Annotated in this window: 18 protein-coding genes; 9 read left to right on the forward strand and 9 right to left on the reverse strand. The window is 66.1% G+C overall.

What is annotated here, in order from left to right; translation table 11 throughout:
* Window positions 1-106 precede the first annotated feature (106 nt).
* The 4 genes from ileS (at window position 107) to dut (ending at window position 5,437) form a co-directional block, all read left to right on the forward strand.
* Window positions 107-3,001: an isoleucine--tRNA ligase gene (ileS, locus tag CNE_RS14640; protein WP_013957879.1), complete on the forward strand. Its 2,895-nt coding sequence runs from the start codon at window positions 107-109 to the stop codon at window positions 2,999-3,001.
* Window positions 3,001-3,531, forward strand: coding sequence for a signal peptidase II (gene lspA, locus CNE_RS14645; protein WP_013957880.1), 531 nt, complete (start codon window positions 3,001-3,003; stop codon window positions 3,529-3,531). Before ileS ends, lspA begins: the two co-directional genes overlap by 1 nt.
* 131 nt (window positions 3,532-3,662) lie before the next feature.
* Complete coding sequence (coaBC, locus tag CNE_RS14650) at window positions 3,663-4,865, forward strand: bifunctional phosphopantothenoylcysteine decarboxylase/phosphopantothenate--cysteine ligase CoaBC (RefSeq protein WP_013957881.1); 1,203 nt, start codon at window positions 3,663-3,665, stop codon at window positions 4,863-4,865.
* 71 nt (window positions 4,866-4,936) lie between these two features.
* A complete protein-coding gene (gene dut, locus CNE_RS14655) occupies window positions 4,937-5,437 on the forward strand; it encodes a dUTP diphosphatase (RefSeq protein WP_011615967.1) in 501 nt (166 codons plus the stop codon).
* Window positions 5,438-5,491: 54 nt separating this feature from the next.
* On the opposite strand, the gene CNE_RS14660 is transcribed toward dut, so the two are convergent.
* The 4 genes from CNE_RS14660 to clpS all read right to left on the reverse strand — a co-directional run bounded on the left by CNE_RS14660 (window position 5,492) and on the right by clpS (window position 10,183).
* Window positions 5,492-6,340, reverse strand: a complete 849-nt coding sequence (locus tag CNE_RS14660) for a VOC family protein (protein ID WP_013957882.1) — start codon at window positions 6,338-6,340, stop codon at window positions 5,492-5,494.
* Between the two features lie 42 nt (window positions 6,341-6,382).
* Entirely contained in the window at window positions 6,383-7,390 is a 1,008-nt protein-coding gene (locus CNE_RS14665; RefSeq protein WP_041228104.1) for a tripartite tricarboxylate transporter substrate binding protein, read from the reverse strand.
* Window positions 7,391-7,565: 175 nt separating this feature from the next.
* Window positions 7,566-9,860 (reverse strand): ATP-dependent Clp protease ATP-binding subunit ClpA, encoded by a 2,295-nt coding sequence (clpA, locus tag CNE_RS14670; RefSeq protein WP_013957884.1) that lies wholly within the window; start codon window positions 9,858-9,860, stop codon window positions 7,566-7,568.
* A complete protein-coding gene (gene clpS, locus CNE_RS14675; RefSeq protein WP_010814998.1) occupies window positions 9,857-10,183 on the reverse strand; it encodes an ATP-dependent Clp protease adapter ClpS in 327 nt (108 codons plus the stop codon). Before clpS ends, clpA begins: the two co-directional genes overlap by 4 nt.
* A gap of 512 nt (window positions 10,184-10,695) precedes the next feature.
* Between clpS and CNE_RS14680 the strand changes: the two genes are divergently transcribed.
* Complete coding sequence (locus CNE_RS14680; protein ID WP_010814999.1) at window positions 10,696-10,902, forward strand: cold-shock protein; 207 nt, start codon at window positions 10,696-10,698, stop codon at window positions 10,900-10,902.
* Window positions 10,903-11,115: 213 nt separating this feature from the next.
* Here CNE_RS14680 and CNE_RS14685 read toward each other — a convergent pair whose 3' ends face one another.
* Both CNE_RS14685 and icd read right to left on the reverse strand, forming a co-directional pair.
* Entirely contained in the window at window positions 11,116-11,577 is a 462-nt protein-coding gene (locus CNE_RS14685; RefSeq protein WP_013957885.1) for a VOC family protein, read from the reverse strand.
* A 149-nt stretch (window positions 11,578-11,726) separates the two neighbouring features.
* Window positions 11,727-12,977, reverse strand: a complete 1,251-nt coding sequence (icd, locus tag CNE_RS14690; RefSeq protein WP_013957886.1) for an NADP-dependent isocitrate dehydrogenase — start codon at window positions 12,975-12,977, stop codon at window positions 11,727-11,729.
* Between the two features lie 270 nt (window positions 12,978-13,247).
* On the opposite strand from icd, the gene CNE_RS14695 reads away from it, so the two are divergent.
* The 3 genes from CNE_RS14695 (at window position 13,248) to CNE_RS14705 (ending at window position 14,857) form a co-directional block, all read left to right on the forward strand.
* A complete protein-coding gene (locus CNE_RS14695; protein ID WP_013957887.1) occupies window positions 13,248-13,928 on the forward strand; it encodes a pseudouridine synthase in 681 nt (226 codons plus the stop codon).
* Between the two features lie 84 nt (window positions 13,929-14,012).
* On the forward strand, window positions 14,013-14,207 hold the full coding sequence (locus tag CNE_RS14700; RefSeq protein ID WP_013957888.1) for a hypothetical protein: 195 nt from the start codon (window positions 14,013-14,015) through the stop codon (window positions 14,205-14,207).
* 191 nt (window positions 14,208-14,398) lie between these two features.
* Window positions 14,399-14,857, forward strand: coding sequence for a DUF192 domain-containing protein (locus CNE_RS14705; RefSeq protein WP_041228459.1), 459 nt, complete (start codon window positions 14,399-14,401; stop codon window positions 14,855-14,857).
* 52 nt (window positions 14,858-14,909) lie between these two features.
* Here the strand turns inward: CNE_RS14705 and CNE_RS14710 are convergent, their stop codons facing one another.
* A complete protein-coding gene (locus CNE_RS14710) occupies window positions 14,910-15,395 on the reverse strand; it encodes a YajQ family cyclic di-GMP-binding protein (protein WP_013957890.1) in 486 nt (161 codons plus the stop codon).
* Between the two features lie 125 nt (window positions 15,396-15,520).
* Between CNE_RS14710 and murB the strand changes: the two genes are divergently transcribed.
* Complete coding sequence (gene murB / locus CNE_RS14715; RefSeq protein WP_013957891.1) at window positions 15,521-16,531, forward strand: UDP-N-acetylmuramate dehydrogenase; 1,011 nt, start codon at window positions 15,521-15,523, stop codon at window positions 16,529-16,531.
* Between the two features lie 33 nt (window positions 16,532-16,564).
* Here the strand turns inward: murB and ppnP are convergent, their stop codons facing one another.
* Window positions 16,565-16,876 carry a pyrimidine/purine nucleoside phosphorylase gene (ppnP, locus tag CNE_RS14720; protein ID WP_010815007.1) on the reverse strand — a complete coding sequence of 104 codons (312 nt, stop codon included), beginning with the start codon at window positions 16,874-16,876 and terminating at the stop codon, window positions 16,565-16,567.
* Between the two features lie 85 nt (window positions 16,877-16,961).
* On the reverse strand, window positions 16,962-17,885 hold the full coding sequence (argF, locus tag CNE_RS14725) for an ornithine carbamoyltransferase (RefSeq protein ID WP_013957893.1): 924 nt from the start codon (window positions 17,883-17,885) through the stop codon (window positions 16,962-16,964).
* Window positions 17,886-18,238 lie beyond the last annotated feature (353 nt).

Here is an 18,238-nt window from a genome sequence, read left to right on the forward strand (position 1 = left end):
TGCCAGTGGCGCGGGCCCGGCACGCACGCCGCCTGCCCCAGTCTTTCCGCGCGCCCGCCGGCCTGCCGCCGCCCGCGCGCCAACCCGAATTGCCCTGAGAATCGAAATGTCTGACGACAAACGCGCCAAGCCCGAGAAAAGCAAGTATCCGGTCAACCTGCTCGACACGCCCTTCCCGATGCGTGGCGACCTGCCCAAGCGCGAGCCGCAGTGGGTCAAGCAGTGGCAGGACAAGCAGCTCTACAAGAAGATCCGCGCGGCGCGCAAGGGCGCGAAGAAGTTCGTGCTGCATGACGGCCCGCCGTATGCCAACGGCGACATCCATATCGGCCACGCAGTCAACAAGGTGCTCAAGGACATGATCATCAAGGCGCGCGGCCTGACCGGGCTGGACGCCGTCTACGTGCCGGGCTGGGACTGCCACGGCATGCCGATCGAGATCCAGATCGAGAAGAAGTTCGGCAAGGGCCTGCCGGTGCAGGAGGTCCAGGCCAAGGCGCGCGCCTACGCCACCGAGCAGATCAAGCGCCAGATGGTGGATTTCGAGCGCCTGGGCGTGCTGGGCGATTGGGACCACCCCTACCTGACCATGAACTACAGCAACGAGGCGGATGAACTGCGCGCACTCGGCAAGATCATGGAGAAGGGCTATGTGTTCCGCGGCCTGAAGCCGGTGAACTGGTGCTTCGACTGCGGCTCGGCGCTGGCCGAGGCCGAGGTCGAATACAAGGACAAGGTCGACCTGTCGATCGACGTGGGCTTCCCGTTCGCGCAAGCCGACAAGCTGGCGCACGCGTTCAAGGTGCCGTTCGAGCAGCTCGACGGCAAGCCCGGCTGGATCGTGATCTGGACCACCACGCCGTGGACCATCCCGAGCAACCAGGCGCTGAACGTGCACCCGGAAGTGGAATACGCGCTGGTCGAGACCCCGCGCGGCTACCTGATCCTGGCCACCGAGCGCGTCGAGGAGCAGCTGAAGGTCTACGGCCTGGAAGGCAAGGTCGTGGCCACCACCACCGGCGCGGCACTGTCGGAAATCCGCTTCCACCACCCGCTGGCGAAGATGGACGCGGGCTATGACCGCCTGTCGCCGGTCTACCTGGGCGACTACGTCACCACCGACACCGGCTCGGGCATCGTGCACTCGGCGCCGGCCTACGGCGTGGAAGACTTCCAGTCGTGCAAGGCGCACGGCATGGCCGATTCGGACATCATCAGCCCGGTGATGGGCAACGGCGTCTATGCCGGCACGCTGCCGCTCTTTGGCGGGCTGTCGATCTGGGACGCCAACCCGAAGATCGTCGAGGTGCTGCAGGCCTCGGGCAACCTGTTCAATTCGCACAAGTACACCCACAGCTACATGCACTGCTGGCGCCACAAGACGCCGATCATCTACCGCGCCACCTCGCAGTGGTTCGCGGGCATGGACGTGGACCCGGCCGACGAGAACGGCAAGACCGGCCCCACCCTGCGCGAGACCGCGCTGGCCGGCATCGACGCCACCGAGTTCTTCCCGGCCTGGGGCAAGCAGCGCCTGCACAACATGATCGCCAACCGGCCGGACTGGACGCTGTCGCGCCAGCGCCAGTGGGGCGTGCCGATGGCCTTCTTCCTGCACAAGGAAACCGGTGCGCTGCACCCGCGCACGCCGCAGCTGCTGGAAGAAGTGGCAAAACGCGTCGAACAGCACGGTATCGAGGCCTGGCAGACGCTGGATCCGAAGGAGCTGCTCGGCGACGAGGCCAGCCAGTACGAAAAGAATCGCGACACGCTGGACGTCTGGTTCGATTCCGGCACCACGCACTGGACCGTGGTCCGCGGCTCGCACCGCGACGACTTGTACGATCCGTCAGCCGATACGCCCGATGGCCGCCTCGCCGACCTGTACCTGGAAGGCTCGGACCAGCACCGCGGCTGGTTCCATTCGTCGCTGCTGACGGCGTCGATGCTGTACGGCAAGCCGCCCTACAAGGCGCTGCTGACGCACGGCTTCACCGTCGACGGCGAGGGCCGCAAGATGTCCAAGTCGGTCGGCAACACCGTGGCGCCGCAGGACATCACCAACAAGATGGGCGCCGAGATCATCCGCCTGTGGGTGGCCTCGACCGACTACTCCGGCGAGCTGTCGATCTCGGACGAGATCCTCAAGCGCGTGGTGGAAAGCTACCGCCGCATCCGCAACACGCTGCGCTTCCTGCTGTCCAACCTGTCCGACTACGACCACGCCAGGCATGCGCTGCCGGCGTCGGAATGGCTGGAGATCGACCGCTACGCCGTGGCGCTGACCGCGCAACTGCAGCAGGAAGTGCTGTCGCACTACGAGTCGTATGAATTCCACCCGGTGGCGTCCAAGCTGCAGACGTTCTGCTCCGAGGACCTGGGCGGCTTCTACCTCGATGTGCTGAAGGACCGCCTGTACACCACCGCGCCGGACTCCAAGGCCCGCCGCGCGGCGCAGAACGCGCTGTACCACATCACCCAGGCGATGCTGCACTGGATGGCGCCGTTCCTGTCGTTCACCGCCGAGGAAGCGTGGCAGATCTTCGCCCACGGCACCGAGCACACCGACACCATCTTCACCAGCACCTACTACGCGGTGCCGGAAGTCGACGACGGCGCCGACGACCTGCTGCAGAAGTGGCACACGCTGCGCGAAGTGCGCGCCGAGGTCACCAAGCAGCTGGAAGCGGTGCGCGTGGAAGGCGAGATCGGCTCGTCGCTGCAGGCCGAGCTGACCATCCAGGCCGGCGGCCCCGTGCTGGATGCGCTGCAGAGCCTGGGCGACGACCTGCGCTTCGTGCTGCTGACCTCTTCGGCCAAGGTAACGCACGCGCCCGAGGCCGGCGACCTGCTGGTCACGGTGACCCCGTCGGCCCATGCCAAGTGCGAGCGCTGCTGGCACTACCGCGCCGATGTCGGCCACAACCCGGACCATCCGACCCTCTGCGGGCGCTGCGACAGCAACCTGTTCGGCGCCGGTGAACACAGGAGCCATGCCTGATGGCATCGACCACGTCCCGTTCCGCCCGCCCGGCACGCCGCAACAACAAGGCCGCCGGCAGCACCACCCCGCTGCTGTGGATGGCCTTCGCGCTGCTGGTGGTAGTGCTCGACCAGTTCTTCAAGATCGTCATTGTGCGCACCTTCACCTATGGTGAATCGCGCCCGGTGACCAGCTTCTTCAACCTGGTGCTGGTCTACAACAAGGGCGCGGCGTTCAGCTTCCTGGCCGATGCCGGCGGCTGGCAGCGCTGGTTCTTCACCGGTCTTGGCCTCGTGGTGGGCGCGTTCATCGTCTGGCTGCTGTACCGCCATACCGGCCAGCGCATGTTCTGCTTCGCGGTGTCGCTGATCCTGGGCGGCGCGGTCGGCAACGTGATCGACCGCGTGGTCTACGGGCACGTGGTCGATTTCCTGGACTTCTATGTGCGCAACTACCACTGGCCTGCCTTCAACGTGGCCGACTGCGCGATCACGGTCGGCGCGGTACTGCTGATCGTGGACGAGCTGCGGCGGGTGCGGCGCCACTGAGCGCCGCCAGACCACAGCAGGTGATGCCAGGGCCGCGAATGCGGCCCTGATGCCATCCGGTGCCGCTGCCGGCAGCAGCGAGCACGCTCAGCCGGTATCATGCCGTTTCCCACCCTTTGACGAGCCTTACCATGGATTTGCGCGGCAAGCACATCGTTCTCGGCCTGACCGGCGGCATCGCCTGCTACAAGTCGGCCGAACTGGTCCGCCTGCTGACCAAGGCCGGCGCCACCGTGCAGGTGGCCATGACCGAGGCGGCGACGCATTTCATCACGCCGGTGACGATGCAGGCCTTGTCCGGCCGGCCGGTCTTCCTGTCGCAGTGGGATGCCCGCATCGACAACAACATGGCGCACATCGACCTGTCGCGCGAGGCCGATGCCATCGTCATCGCCCCGGCCTCGACCGATTTCATGGCGCGCCTGGCCAACGGTCTGTGCGACGACCTGCTCAGCACCCTGTGCATCGCGCGCGACTGCCCGCTGCTGGTGGCGCCGGCGATGAACCGCCAGATGTGGGCTGCCCCCGCCACCCAGCGCAACGCCGCGCAGCTGCGCGCCGACGGCGTGATGATCCTGGGCCCTGGCAGCGGCGACCAGGCCTGCGGCGAGGTCGGCGACGGCCGCATGCTGGAACCCGAAGAGCTGCTCGACGACATCATCGCCTTCTTCCAGCCCAAGCCGCTGCAGGGCAAGCGCGTGCTGATCACCGCCGGCCCGACCTTCGAGGCGATCGACCCGGTGCGCGGCATCACCAACCTGTCGTCCGGCAAGATGGGCTTCTCGATCGCGCGCGCGGCGCGCGAGGCCGGAGCCGAGGTGCTGCTGGTGGCCGGCCCCACCGGCCTGCCCACCCCGCGCGGCGTGGTCCGGACCGACGTGCGCAGCGCGCAGCAGATGCATGACGCGGTGATCGCGCAGCTGCACGGCGTGGATGTCTTTGTCGCCGTGGCCGCGGTGGCGGACTGGCGCCCGGCTGAAGTCGCACAGCAGAAGCTGAAGAAGGCCAACGATACCGACACCCCCACGCTGCAGTTCGTGCAGAACCCCGACATCCTGGCCTCGGTCGCGGCGCGGGCTGACGCACCCTACTGCGTCGGCTTCGCCGCCGAGAGCGAGAACCTGGAGCAGTACGGCGAGCAGAAACGCCAGCGCAAGGGCGTGCCGCTGCTGGTCGGCAATATCGGCCACCATACCTTCGGCCTGGACGACAACGAGATCGTGCTGTTCGACGCCGCCGGCATGACGCGGCTGCCGCGCGCCGACAAGCTGTCGCTGGCGCGCCAGCTGGTGGCGGCGATCGGCCAGCGCCTGCCCGGGCGCGCACGGCCCTGATGGCGCGCGCGCGTCCGGTATCATGCGCGGCTGCCACCTATTCCGTTGAACCGATTTTCCCCAGGATTCCCATGACCCAGCCACTGAACCCGACCGTCGAAATCAAGGTGCTCGATGCGCGCCTGAATGAATGGGGCCTGCCCGCCTACCAGAGCGAAATGGCCGCCGCCATCGACCTGCATGCCTGCGTCGACGCCCCGGTATCGATCGCGCCGGGCACGCCCGCGCAACTGGTGCCGGCCGGCATCGCCGTGCACATGGGCAACCCGTACATGGCCGCGACCATCGTGCCGCGCTCGGGCCTGGGCCACAAGAAGGGCCTGGTGCTGGGCAATTCGATCGGCGTGATCGATGCCGACTACCAGGGCCAGATCATGGTCAGCGTGTGGAACCGCAATGCGCCCGGCACCGAGCCGATCGTGATCCAGCCGGGCGAGCGCATCGCGCAGATGATGTTCGTGCCGGTGCTGCGGCCGGTGTTTTCGACGGTGGCAGAATTCAGCGAAGACAGCGAACGCGGCGCGGGCGGCTTTGGCTCGACCGGCGTACATCACGCCAAGGCCAGCGCCTGACGCAGCCTAAGGCCGCACAAGACACTGGCGCCCCGCGGGGCGCCAGTTTGCATTTCAGCCCAGCTGCTCGAACAGCAGCGCCACGCCGCTGGCGGCATCCGCCAGCACCAGGGTCTCGCGCGGGCCCAGATCGTGGGTCGGCACACCCTGTTCGCGCCACCCGGCACGCGCCGTCGCCAGGTCATTGGTGCGCAGGCGGATCGCCGCGTAGCCCAGCCCCTCGCGCCGGATATGCGCGGTGCCGGTGGCCGAAGCCAGCGCCTGCGGCGTGCTGACCACCAGCGTGGCATCGTCCAGCGCCAGGCTGCAGACATGTTCGCTCAGCTGCGTCAGCTCGCCGCCGGTCAGCTCCGCGTAGGCGCGCGCGGCGGCGTCCACCAGCGCGGGCGCCACCACCAGGAACATGGTGGCGATGCTCTGCGCGCCGTTGGCATGGCGGGTCCATTCGGGCCGCCACAGCAGTTCGGGCGTACGGTGCTCGCAAACGAAGTAGCGCGCGCCCGGCGCATCGTCGAGCGCGGTCACGCGAAAGGTGGCCGGATGCTCGCTGCCGTCATCCAGCCGCACCGGACGCGAGAACTCGATCGGGTCCGAGGTGTGCCAGCCCGCCGCGCGCAGCCGTGCCGCGGTGGCAAAGGCATCGGCGCTCTTGCACGACATCGCCGCGCAGCCGCCGCCGTGCGCCTGCGCATCCCAGTAGTACTGGCGGCTGGGGCTGGGCGCGGTCACGTGCAGCAGCTCAACGTAGTCCCGCCGCAGCATGATGCAGTGGTTCTGCGAGCCGAGCGTGTGGTAGCCGCGCGGCGTCAGCGTAAAGCCGAGCCGGCGCCAGGCCTGGGCCCCGGCATCGAGGTCTGGGCACACCACCACGGCGTGGTCGAACATTTCCGCTTGCGTTGCCATCGGCGTCCTCTCGGTTTCACGGCGCACCGGCGCCGGACATCGTCATTCGAACTGGATATTGGCCTTGTGCGCCACGGCCTGCCATTTGTCATGCTCGCGGCGCACCAGGTTGCCGAGGTCGGCCGGGCTGCCGCCCACGATCTCGAAGCCCTGCGCAGCCAGCGCATCGACCACGCGCGGCTGGCGCAATGATTCGACCAGCGCGTCGTGGATGCGCGTGACCGTGGATGCCGGCAGGCCGGCCGGGCCGAACACGCCGATCCAGGAGTAGGCCTCGAAGCCCTTGAGCCCCTGCTCGGCCACCGTCGGCACCTGCGGCAGCTGGCGCAGCCGGCTGGTGCCGGTCACGCCCAGCACCTTGATGGTGCGGGCGGCCACGTGCGCCTGCACCGCGGCATAGCTGCTGAAGAAGATATCGACCTCGTTGGACAGCACCGCCTGCACGGCCGGGCCGCCGCCCTTGTAGGGCACATGCAGCATGCGCACGCCGGCTTCGGTCGCCAGCGCCTCGGCCGCCAGCTGGTTCAGGCTGCCGATGCCGGACGAGGCATAGCGCACGCCGTCGGGCCTGGCCTTGGCCAGCGCCACCAGTTCGCGCACATTGGCCACCGGCAGCGCGGGATTGGCGGCAATCACCAGCGGAAAGCGCACCAGCTGCGAAATTGGCGAGAAATCGCGGAAGGTGTCGTAGGGCAGCTGCTTGTAGGCGAAAGGGTTGATGGCGTGGGTGTCGAAGGCCATCAACAGAGTGGTGCCGTCCGGCTTCGCGCGCGCCACGGTGCTCGATGCGATCAGGCCGCCGGCACCCGGCTTGTTGTCGACCACCACGGTCTGCCCCAGCGCCGCCTTCAGCCCGGGCTGCAGCTGCCGGGCCACGATGTCGACGCTCCCGCCAGGCGGGAACGGCAGCACCAGCGCGATCGAGCGGTTGCCCGCCGGCGGTTCGGCGCCGGTGGCGGCAGCGGCGTGAAGCATCGGGACGGGCATGGCGCCCAGCGGCAGGATCTTGAGCAGCAGGCGGCGGCGCCGCGTGCGTTCGGCAGAGGACATCAGGGTTTTCAGGCTGGATTCCTGGCCGGTTGCGCGGCCAGCCGCGGCCGCAAACTCGTGCCCCGACGGGCATGGCCGGCGGCCGCCGGGACAAAAGAAAAGGGGCGGCATGACTGCCACCCCCGTATTTTGCCCGATGACCGGCCACGTTGCAGGCAACGCGGCCGATAACCGCTCAGGCTTCGGCGCGCTGTTCCTCGGGCGCCTCGGGCGGTTCCGGCTCGATCTCGGAGAAATCGAGCTTGATCTGGTCCTGCTCGTCCAGGTCCACCACCACCTTGCCGCCCGAAACCAGCCGGCCGAACAGCAGCTCGTCGGCCAGGGCCTTGCGGATCATGTCCTGGATCAGGCGCTGCATCGGGCGCGCGCCCATCAGCGGATCGAACCCCTTGTGCGCCAGGAACTTGCGCAGCTTCTCGGTAAAGCTGGCCTCCACCTTCTTCTCGTGCAGCTGCTCTTCCAGCTGCATCAGGAACTTGTCGACCACGCGCAGGATGATCTCCTCATCCAGCGACCGGAAGCTGATCATGGCATCCAGGCGGTTACGGAATTCCGGCGTGAACATGCGCTTGATGTCGGCCATCTCGTCGCCCTGCTCGCGCGAGCTGGTGAAGCCGATGGAGGCGCGGTTCATGGTCTCCGCCCCCGCGTTGGTGGTCATGATGATGATCACGTTGCGGAAGTCGGCGCGCCGGCCGTTGTTGTCGGTCAGCGAACCATGGTCCATCACCTGCAGCAGGATATTGAAGATATCCGGGTGCGCCTTCTCGATTTCATCCAGCAGCAGCACGCAGTGCGGCTTCTTGGTGACAGCCTCGGTCAGCAGGCCGCCCTGGTCAAAGCCGACGTATCCCGGCGGCGCGCCGATAAGGCGGCTCACCGCGTGGCGTTCCATGTACTCGGACATGTCAAAGCGCAGCAGCTCGATGCCCATGATGAAGGCGAGTTGCTTGGCGACCTCGGTCTTGCCCACGCCCGTGGGGCCGGAGAACAGGAACGACCCGATCGGCTTGTCGGTCTTGCCCAGGCCGGCGCGCGACATCTTGATCGCCGAGGCCAGTGCCTCGATCGCCGGGTCCTGGCCGAACACCACCGACTTCAGGTCGCGGTCCAGCGTCTGCAGCTTGCTGCGGTCGTCCTGGTTCACGCTCTGCGGCGGGATGCGCGCAATGCGCGAGACGATGTCCTCGATCTCGCCCTTGCCGATGGTCTTCTTCTGCTTGGACTTCGGCAGGATGCGCTGCGCCGCGCCGGCTTCGTCGATCACGTCGATCGCCTTGTCGGGCAGGTGGCGGTCGGTAATGAAGCGGGCCGACAGCTCCGCTGCCGCGGTCAGCGCCGAGGCCGCGTACTTGACGCCATGGTGCTCCTCGAAGCGCGACTTCAGGCCGCGCAGGATCTGCACGGTCTGGTCCACCGAAGGTTCGACCACGTCGATCTTCTGGAAGCGCCGCGACAGCGCCGCGTCCTTCTCGAAGATGCCGCGATATTCCGTGAAGGTGGTCGCGCCGATGCACTTGAGCTGGCCCGACGACAGCGCCGGCTTGAGCAGGTTGCTGGCGTCCAGCGTCCCGCCCGAGGCAGCACCCGCGCCGATCAGCGTGTGGATCTCGTCGATGAACAGGATCGCGTTCGGATTGTCCTTGAGCGACTTCAGCACGCCCTTCAGGCGTTGTTCGAAGTCACCACGGTACTTGGTGCCGGCCAGCAGCGCTCCCATGTCGAGCGAGTAGACGGTGGCCTTTTCCAGGATGTCCGGCACCTCGTTCTTGGTGATGCGCCACGCCAGGCCCTCGGCGATCGCGGTCTTGCCGACGCCGGCCTCGCCGACCAGCAGCGGGTTGTTCTTACGCCGGCGGCACAGCACCTGGACCACGCGCTCGACTTCGCTCTCGCGGCCGATCAGCGGGTCGATCTTGCCAGCCTTGGCCAGCGTGTTCAGGTTCTGGGTGTATTGCTCGAGCGGGCTTTCCTTGCCGTCGCCGCCCTCGCCTTCGCCAGCGGCATCGCCATGCTTGGCGGGCTCGGACTGGTCCTTGCGGATGCCATGGCTGATGAAATTGACCACGTCCAGGCGCGTTACGCCCTGCTGCTGCAGGTAATAGACCGCGTGCGAATCCTTCTCGCCGAATATCGCGACCAGCACGTTGGCACCCGTCACTTCCTTCTTGCCGTTGGAAGTGGACTGGACGTGCATGATCGCGCGCTGGATCACGCGCTGGAAACCGAGCGTGGGCTGGGTATCGACCTCGTCGGTACCCGGCACCACCGGCGTGTTATCCGCGATGAAGTTCTTCAGGCTGGTGCGCAGGTCTTCTATATTGGCCGCGCAGGCGCGCAAGACTTCCGCTGCCGTGGGATTGTCGAGCAATGCCAGCAGCAGGTGCTCCACGGTAATGAACTCGTGGCGTGCCTGCCTGGCTTCGACAAACGCCATATGCAGGCTCACTTCCAATTCTTGCGCAATCATGCTTCCTCCATCACGCACTGCAGGGGATGCCCCGCCTGCCGCGCGTGCGTTGACACCAGCTCGACCTTGGTCGCTGCAATATCCCTGGTGTAGATACCGCAGACGCCCTTTCCTTCCCGGTGCACGGTGAGCATGATCTGCGTCGCCGTTTCCCGGTCCCTGCTGAAATACTGCTGCAGGATCATCACTACAAACTCCATCGGAGTGTAGTCGTCATTAAGCAGCACCACCTTGAACATGGCGGGCGGTTTAAGCGCCTGCTCTTTCCGCTCCAGGATGGTGCCCGCTTCGCGTTGTGGAACATTCGCAAGCCGTGTAGCCATGGCTTTATTCTAACCCTTACTCGCAACTCTGCAATTTGGGGAAAAGGCGCCGGATTCAAGAGCCGGGTCACCTGTTTCCGGTGGTGGAAGGACGCGGGATTTCACGCGGGAGGCATTGCAAGGCACGTGGCCGGCGCGGCGGGACTCCATCCACGGCAGCCCTAGCGTATGCCGCCAAGGTACCACCAGGTGCCGTCCGATTCCCGCCACACCCTGCTGGCAGTGGGGAATCCGCCAACTTGACAGTATCCGGCTTTGCCAGAAGAATCGTTCGCACACCTGCCGACGGCCAACGAGCCAAAGCAACAGCCGAGGCAGGTGATCCGTGAGCAGGGAGGCCACGGCCGCCGCGGCGGCGAGTCAGCATCGAGACTGTCCGCCACGCGATTGCACCTCGCCGCGCGTCATCGCCTGCCGCACCTCAGGACGCGGCAGGTCATGGCGCCGCAGTCCGTGCCGTCTGGCCGGCAAGGCTTCCCCGCTTTGAAATCTGCTATTTCGTGGGGGAGTATATGGCAAGCGGTATCGTCAAATGGTTCAATGACGCCAAGGGCTTCGGGTTCATCAAGCCGGACGAGGGCGAAGAAGAACTGTTTGCGCACTTTTCGGCTATCCAGATGTCCGGCTTCAAGACGCTGAAGGAAGGTCAACGCGTCTCGTTCGAGGTGGTCCAGGGCCCCAAGGGCAAGCAAGCCACCAATATCCAGGACGCCAGCTAAAGCGCGCCGCGACCGCATCCCGGCCGCAGAGCCGCGGAGCGGTCAACCAGGGTGTGGGGGGGCTCCCCCGGGACGGGATCGATGCCAGCGCCCCGCCTTGCCGCCACGGCGGCGCGGCGGGTGCCGGCTCGGATCAGCTGCACGCACCACATCCGACGGAAAGCCCGGCCTCGCGCCGGGCTTTCTGCTTTTTGGGCCCCAGGGTCCGGGCCATCAGGCCCAGCCGTCGATCTTCAGCCCGCTGGCCTGCTCGGCCTCTTCCCTGGTGACCTTGCGTACAGTCTGGCCAAAGGTCCAGACATGTCCCTCCGTGTCCCGGGCCGTGTAGGTCCGGTCGCCGTAGAACTCGTCCTGCGGCTCGCGCAGGATCACGGCCCCGGCGGCGCGCGCGTGCTCGCAATGCTGGTCCAGCCCTTCCTGCAGATGCACGTGCAGGGTCTGGGTATTCTTGCCTCCGATCGAGGCCGGGCTGGCGGTAAAGTCCGCCCACTCGCTGCCCACCATCAGGTAGCTGTCGCCGAAACGCATTTCAGAATGCACCAGCTGGTCCTGCTGGTCGCGGATCACCATGACCCGCTCAAAGCCGAAGGCGCGCTCCAGCCAGTCCAGGGCCGCCAGCGGGTCCTTGTAGAAGAGGGCCGCACCGAACGCGGTGCGGCGGAAGGGATCGTCCATGCCTGTCTCCTCGGGCCGCCAGGCCCGTCAGTCCAACCCCTGACGTTCTAGGCAACACTGGCGCCCGGGGCAAGAAAAAAACCCCGGCGCCGACCAGGCGGCACCGGGGTTTTCCTTGGCAGGTCGCCCGCTGCAGCGGGAGTCCGTGCTTACATATTGTCGATCATCACCTGGCCAAAGCCCGAGCACGACACCTGCGTCGCGCCTTCCAGCAGGCGGGCGAAGTCGTACGTCACCTTCTTGGACAGGATCGACTTCTCCATCGACGAGATGATCAGGTCCGCGGCTTCGGTCCAGCCCATGTGGCGCAGCATCATTTCGGCCGACAGGATTTCAGAGCCCGGGTTGACGTAGTCCTTGCCGGCGTACTTCGGCGCGGTGCCGTGGGTGGCCTCGAACATGGCGACCGAGTCAGACATATTGGCGCCCGGGGCAATGCCGATGCCGCCGACCTGCGCGGCCAGCGCGTCGGAGACATAGTCGCCGTTCAGGTTCAGCGTGGCGATCACCGAGTATTCGGCCGGACGCAGCAGGATCTGCTGCAGGAAGGCGTCGGCAATGGCGTCCTTGACCACGATGTCCTTGCCGGTCTTCGGGTTCTTGAACTTGCACCACGGGCCGCCGTCGACCAGCTCGGCGCCGAATTCCTTTTGCGCCAGCTCGTAGCCCCAGTCACGGAAGCCACCTTCGGTGAACTTCATGATGTTGCCCTTGTGCACCAGCGTCACCGACGGCTTGTCGTTGTCGATGGCGTACTGGATCGCCTTGCGCACCAGGCGCTCGGTGCCCTCGCGCGAGACCGGCTTGATGCCGATGCCCGAGGTCGCCGGGAAGCGGATCTTCTTCACGCCCATCTCGTTCTGCAGGAAGGCGATCAGCTTCTTGGCCTGGTCGCTCTCGGCCGCCCATTCGATGCCGGCGTAGATGTCCTCCGAGTTCTCGCGGAAGATCACCATATCGGTCTTTTCCGGCTCACGCACCGGCGAGGGCACGCCCTTGAAGTAGCGCACCGGGCGCAGGCAGACGTACAGGTCCAGCTGCTGGCGCAGCGCCACGTTCAGCGAGCGGATGCCGCCGCCCACCGGCGTGGTCAGCGGGCCCTTGATCGAGACCACATAGTCCTTGAGCACCTCCAGGGTTTCGTCCGGCAGCCACACGTCCGGGCCGTAGACCTTGGTCGACTTCTCGCCGGCGTAGATCTCCATCCAGGCGATCTTGCGCTTGCCGCCATAGGCCTTGGCCACGGCCGCGTCGACCACCTTGATCATCACCGGAGTGATATCGAGGCCCGTACCGTCGCCTTCGATATAAGGAATGATCGGATTGTCCGGGACATTCAGCGAAAAATCCTGGTTGACCGTGATCTTTTCGCCGGCCGGAACCTTGATATGTTGGTACATGACGTCTCCAGTACGGAACGGTTGTGACTGCCGCCGGTTCGTGGCCGGTCGGCGAGATTCGGGGAGAGGGCGCTGACGCATTGTAGCGGGCCTTACCGCACACCCGTGCTGCATTGCATCACCCTGGCGCCACCCTGCGCTGCCTTCAGTCTTATATAAGACACAAGACTAATTTCGTATTATGCAGCAATTTTTCATCATCCGCCAATCGGGCCGGACCCCAGATCCTCTCCCCCGCCCCTGCGCGCCACTGCGGCATACTTGCGCCCCATGACCCTGATTGCCCTGAACAAGCCGTTTGGCACCATGAGCCAGTTCTCGGAACACCCGACGCGCCCGACGCTGGCCGCGTGCGTGAGCATGCCCGGCGTCTACCCGGCCGGGCGGCTCGATGCCGACAGCGAGGGCTTGCTGCTGCTGACCGACGACGGCGCGCTGCAGGCCCACATCGCCGACCCGCGCCACAAGCTGGAGAAGACCTACCTGGCACAGGTCGAAGGCATTCCCGATGCCACCGCGCTGGCCCGGCTGCGCGCCGGGGTAGACCTGGGCGACTTCGTCACGCAGCCGGCCAGGGTACGCGCGATCGAGGCGCCCGACTGGCTGTGGCCGCGCCAGCCGCCGGTGCGCTTTCGCGCGGCGATCCCGACCGCGTGGCTGGAACTGAAGATCCGCGAGGGCAAGAACCGGCAGGTGCGCCGCATGACCGCCGCGGTCGGCTTTCCCACGTTGCGGCTGGTGCGGGTCGGGATCGGCCCGCTTGACCTGCGCGCCCTGGGGCTGGCGCCCGGCGAAAGCTGCGAGGTGTTCGCCGCCCAACTGGGACTGGCGGCCGTTGCTCGGCATGCCCGGCCGGATCCGGCGCGGCGGCCGGATGTATCGAAAGCCAGGACGGATGACACCAAGCGCCGCTCTCGTTACAAAAAAAAACAAATCGCGGGTCAACCCTGACGGCAACGGCCTCGTTCTTGTCGGGGACACGTCCTATCGCGCGTCATCATTTCCGACTTTTCTTATCCTTCGAGGTAATACGCCATGAAAAAACTGATCGCTGCTCTGGTTGTTGGCCTGTTCGCCACCGGCGCCTTCGCCCAGGCTTCGGCACCTGCTGCTGCCGACACTGCAGCGCCCGCGGCCACCAAGGAAGCCCCGAAGGCCGCCAAGAAGAAGACCACCACCAAGAAGCACAGCAAGAAGAAGGCCGCCGCGTCGGCCCCGGCTGCCCAGTAATTGCTGGCGCCCTCCCTGCCCCGTGCGTGCGCGAGGCAGGAAAGAAATGGCAGGCTGCCGCCAGGCGCCTGCCTTTTTTATTGCCGGTATAGGATTGTCGAGGTGCGGCGTACCGTCGGCCGCACATCAGCATGCCGCGTGTGCGCTATGCTTGCGGCTGCCGCGGCCCGCGCCATTTCAGACTGAACACCATGTCCTTCCTGTCCAAGACGCTGTTGTCACAATGCTCCTCCCTTGCCGGCCTGCTCGCGCTGAGCGCCGGGATCGCGCACGCGCAGGCCGCGCTGCCGATGGTGCCGCTCACTGCGGGCATGTTTGCGATCCAGGCGGAGGTTGCCGCCACGCCGGCGGCACGCGAGCAGGGACTGATGTACCGCACGACCATGGCCCCCAACGCCGGCATGCTGTTCGTGTTCGAGCAGAAGGCGGGCCACTGCTTCTGGATGCGCAATACCGAGCTGCCGCTGTCGATCGCCTTCCTGGCCGATGACGGCACCATCGTGAATATCGAGGACATGGCGCCGCGCACGGAGAGCAACCATTGCCCGAAGGCGGCGATCCGCTATGCGCTGGAAATGAACAAGGGATGGTTCACGCAGAAAGGCATCAAGGCCGGCGCGAAAATCGGCGGACTGCCGCAGCCTCGCTGAGGGCGGCAGCGCCAGGCGGCGCCGGCAGGAGCGCCGGCGCGGAGGGCAAGGGTCAGTCGCGGAAGTTGTTGAAGTCCAGCGGCGCCTCGGAAACATCCTTGCGCAGCATCGCCATCACGCTCTGCAGGTCGTCGCGCTTGGCGCCCGACACGCGCACCGCATCGCCCTGGATGCTGGCCTGCACCTTGATCTTGCTGTCCTTGATGATGCGCACGATCTTCTTGGACAGGTCGCCGGTCACGCCCTTCTTGATCGTGATCACCTGCTTGACCTTGTCGCCGCTGATCTTGTCGATCTTGCCGTAGTCCAGGAAGCGCACGTCCACGTTGCGCTTGGCCATCTTGTTGATCAGCACATCCTTGACCTGGCTCAGCTTGAAATCATCGTCGGCAAAGGCAGTCAGTTCATTTTCCTTCTGCTCGACCCGGGCGTCCGAGCCCTTGAAATCGAAGCGCGTCGAGATTTCCTTGTTAGCCTGCTCGACGGCATTCTTCACCTCGACCATGTTCGCTTCGCACACTACATCAAACGACGGCATTGCATTCTCCTTGTGATCCGTATGCCCGGAAGCCGGCCGCGCACGGCGCCTTCCGTATAATCCAGCCTACCTCGCAGTTCCGGGTCGCTTGCCTACCAGCGGCGGCCGCGTCACCTTTTCCTTGCATGGCAGATTTCCACGAATTCTATCCCCTGCGTCGCCACAATACATTCGGATTCGACGCGCGCGCGCGCTTTGCGGTGCATGTGCGCAGCGAAGCCGACCTGACCGCGGCACTGGCCGACCCGCGTGCCGACGGCCTGCCACTGGTGGTCCTGGGCGGCGGCAGCAATGTGGTGCTGACGGGCGACCTGGACGCGCTGGTGCTGCTGATGGAAATACCCGGCTACCAGCCGGAGGAGACTGGCGATGCCTGGCTGGTCACCGCCGGCGCCGGCGAGAACTGGAACGGACTGGTCAACCGCACCATCGCCGACGGCATGCCCGGGCTGGAAAACCTGGCGCTGATCCCCGGCACCGCGGGCGCGGCGCCGATCCAGAACATTGGCGCCTACGGGGTGGAGCTGCGCGAGCGCTTCGAAGGCGTGCGCGCCTATGATCGCCACACCGGCGCATTCGTCTGGCTGGACCTGCGGGCGTGCGGCTTCGGCTACCGCGACAGCCTGTTCAAGCGCGCCGGCGCCGGCCGCTACATCATCACGGCGGTGACGCTGAGCCTGCCCAAGGCGTGGCAACCGGTGCTGTCGTACGGGGAGCTGGCCCGCGAACTCGATGGCCGGGCTGCGCCCGATGCGGCCACGATTCGCGACGCCGTGGTCGCGATCCGCTCGCGCAAGCTGCCCGACCCGGCGCAAGTCGGCAATGCCGGCAGCTTCTTCAAGAACCCGCTGGTCAGCGCGGCACAGCGCGACGCGCTGTTGCAGGCCAATCCGGACCTGGTCAGCTACGCGCAGCCGGACGGCAGCTACAAGCTGGCCGCCGGCTGGCTGATCGACCGCTGTGGTTTCAAGGGCGTCAGCGACGGCCCGGTGGGCGTCTATGGCAAGCAGGCGCTGGTGCTGGTGCACCACGGCGGCGGCACCGGCGCGATGCTGCTGGCGCTGGCCAACCGCATCGCCGATGCGGTGCAGGCACGCTTTGGCGTGCGCATCGAACCGGAACCGGTGGTGCTGTAAAGCAGGCGGGCCAGGACTGACCCGCCGCGCCTGTCACGCGAAGTGGCAGACGTAGTCCAGCGTTTCCTGCACCTCGATATCGAAGCTGCTGTTGCCCGGCACGCTGAACTGCTGGCCCGCGCCGTAGGTCTGCCAGTCTTCCGAACCGGCCAGGCGCACGCGGCAGGTGCCGGCATTGATTTCCATGATCTCGGGCGCGCCGGTGTTGAAGGTCAGCGCGGCCGGGAAGATCACGCCCAGCGTCTTGCGGGTGCCGTCCGGGAACAGCACGGTATGGCTGACGCACTTGCCGTCAAAGTACAGGTTGGCTTTCTTGACGACCGACACGTTGTCGAACTGGCTCACTTCCATCTCCTTGGGTTTCTGTCCGAAAGACGTAAAAAGAGGGGCCATCGCGGCCCCTCCCCTGTTCACTCCGCGCCGCGCTGGTTCAGTAGCGGCCGCAGAGCAGGTATTCCATCAGCGCCTTCTGCACGTGCAGGCGGTTCTCGGCCTCTTCCCAGACCACGCTCTTGGGGCCGTCGATCACGGCGGCCTCGACTTCCTCGCCGCGGTGCGCCGGCAGGCAATGCATGAAGAGCGCGTCGGACTCGGCGCGGTCCATCATCGGGGTCGTGACCATCCAGTCCTTGAAAGCGCGCTTGCGGGCGTCGTTCTCGGCCTCGAAGCCCATGCTGGTCCAGACATCGGTGGTGACCAGGCTGGCGCCCTGGCAGGCCGTGAGCGGATCGTCGAAGACCTTGACCAGGCCCGCGGCAGACGCCGGCACCATGGCCGGATCGAGCTGGTAGCCCGGCGGCGCCGAGAAATGGAAGGAGAAGCCCAGACGCTCGGCGGCCTGGATCCAGGTGTAGGCCATGTTGTTGGCATCGCCGATCCACGCCACGGTCTTGCCGCGGATGCTGCCGCGCTGCTCGATGTAGGTGAAGACGTCGGCCAGCACCTGGCACGGGTGGTATTCGTTGGTCAGGCCGTTGATCACCGGCACGCGCGAATGCGCGGCAAAGCGCTCGATGATGTCCTGGCCGAAGGTGCGGATCATGATGATATCGACCATGCGCGAGATCACCTGCGCCGCATCCTCGATCGGCTCGCCGCGGCCCAGCTGCGAGTCGCGCGTGTTCAGGAACACCGCGTGGCCGCCCAGCTGGTGGATGCCGGCTTCGAACGACAGGCGCGTACGCGTGGAATTCTTCTCGAAGATCATGGCCAGCGTGCGGTCGTGCAGCGGGTGCCAGGTCTCGTAGTTCTTGAACTTGGCCTTCAGGATCCGCGCGCGATCCAGCAGGTACTCATACTCGTCGGGAGTGAAGTCGCTGAACTGGAGGTAATGCTTGATCGGGGTTGAGCTCATAAAACAAAGAAGGCGGCTCGGTGGGGACGCGCCGTCACGAAGTGTTCATGACTCAAGCGCGCCGCGGAGCCGCCTTTCGCGTCGCATACGCAATTTAACTGCAAGAATCATAAGGGATTATTTCTGCTTTGGCGAGTCCGGGACAACCCGGCACGAACTCGCGCCCTGCCCGGCGCGGTGCCGCTGACAGGTTCCCGACAGGATTTCGCCCTTATGCGCAACTCTTATATAAGATATAATACCCGCTGATTCACGCGGGGCCCGGCACACCCATGCCGCTGCCCGCCGCCGGCATCAAAAGTGCCCCCGCAAGACACCGACGCCCCGCCTTCCGGCTGGAACCAGCGCGAACC

The organism is Cupriavidus necator N-1, assembly GCF_000219215.1.
GTDB lineage: Bacteria > Pseudomonadota > Gammaproteobacteria > Burkholderiales > Burkholderiaceae > Cupriavidus > Cupriavidus necator.

What these genes read in the sequence shown, in the direction of transcription:
- CNE_RS14695 (WP_013957887.1), top strand. Translation starts at nt 13,248, where the DNA reads ATGACCCTGATTGCCCTGAACAAGCCGTTTGGCACCATGAGCCAGTTC.
- CNE_RS14680 (WP_010814999.1), top strand. Translation starts at nt 10,696, where the DNA reads ATGGCAAGCGGTATCGTCAAATGGTTCAATGACGCCAAGGGCTTCGGG.
- murB (WP_013957891.1), top strand. Translation starts at nt 15,521, where the DNA reads ATGGCAGATTTCCACGAATTCTATCCCCTGCGTCGCCACAATACATTC.
- dut (WP_011615967.1), top strand. Translation starts at nt 4,937, where the DNA reads ATGACCCAGCCACTGAACCCGACCGTCGAAATCAAGGTGCTCGATGCG.
- coaBC (WP_013957881.1), top strand. Translation starts at nt 3,663, where the DNA reads ATGGATTTGCGCGGCAAGCACATCGTTCTCGGCCTGACCGGCGGCATC.
- CNE_RS14665 (WP_041228104.1), bottom strand. Translation starts at nt 7,390, where the DNA reads ATGTCCTCTGCCGAACGCACGCGGCGCCGCCGCCTGCTGCTCAAGATC.
- icd (WP_013957886.1), bottom strand. Translation starts at nt 12,977, where the DNA reads ATGTACCAACATATCAAGGTTCCGGCCGGCGAAAAGATCACGGTCAAC.
- CNE_RS14660 (WP_013957882.1), bottom strand. Translation starts at nt 6,340, where the DNA reads ATGGCAACGCAAGCGGAAATGTTCGACCACGCCGTGGTGGTGTGCCCA.
- CNE_RS14710 (WP_013957890.1), bottom strand. Translation starts at nt 15,395, where the DNA reads ATGCCGTCGTTTGATGTAGTGTGCGAAGCGAACATGGTCGAGGTGAAG.
- CNE_RS14700 (WP_013957888.1), top strand. Translation starts at nt 14,013, where the DNA reads ATGAAAAAACTGATCGCTGCTCTGGTTGTTGGCCTGTTCGCCACCGGC.
- CNE_RS14705 (WP_041228459.1), top strand. Translation starts at nt 14,399, where the DNA reads ATGTCCTTCCTGTCCAAGACGCTGTTGTCACAATGCTCCTCCCTTGCC.
- lspA (WP_013957880.1), top strand. Translation starts at nt 3,001, where the DNA reads ATGGCATCGACCACGTCCCGTTCCGCCCGCCCGGCACGCCGCAACAAC.
- ileS (WP_013957879.1), top strand. Translation starts at nt 107, where the DNA reads ATGTCTGACGACAAACGCGCCAAGCCCGAGAAAAGCAAGTATCCGGTC.
- CNE_RS14685 (WP_013957885.1), bottom strand. Translation starts at nt 11,577, where the DNA reads ATGGACGATCCCTTCCGCCGCACCGCGTTCGGTGCGGCCCTCTTCTAC.
- clpA (WP_013957884.1), bottom strand. Translation starts at nt 9,860, where the DNA reads ATGATTGCGCAAGAATTGGAAGTGAGCCTGCATATGGCGTTTGTCGAA.
- clpS (WP_010814998.1), bottom strand. Translation starts at nt 10,183, where the DNA reads ATGGCTACACGGCTTGCGAATGTTCCACAACGCGAAGCGGGCACCATC.
- argF (WP_013957893.1), bottom strand. Translation starts at nt 17,885, where the DNA reads ATGAGCTCAACCCCGATCAAGCATTACCTCCAGTTCAGCGACTTCACT.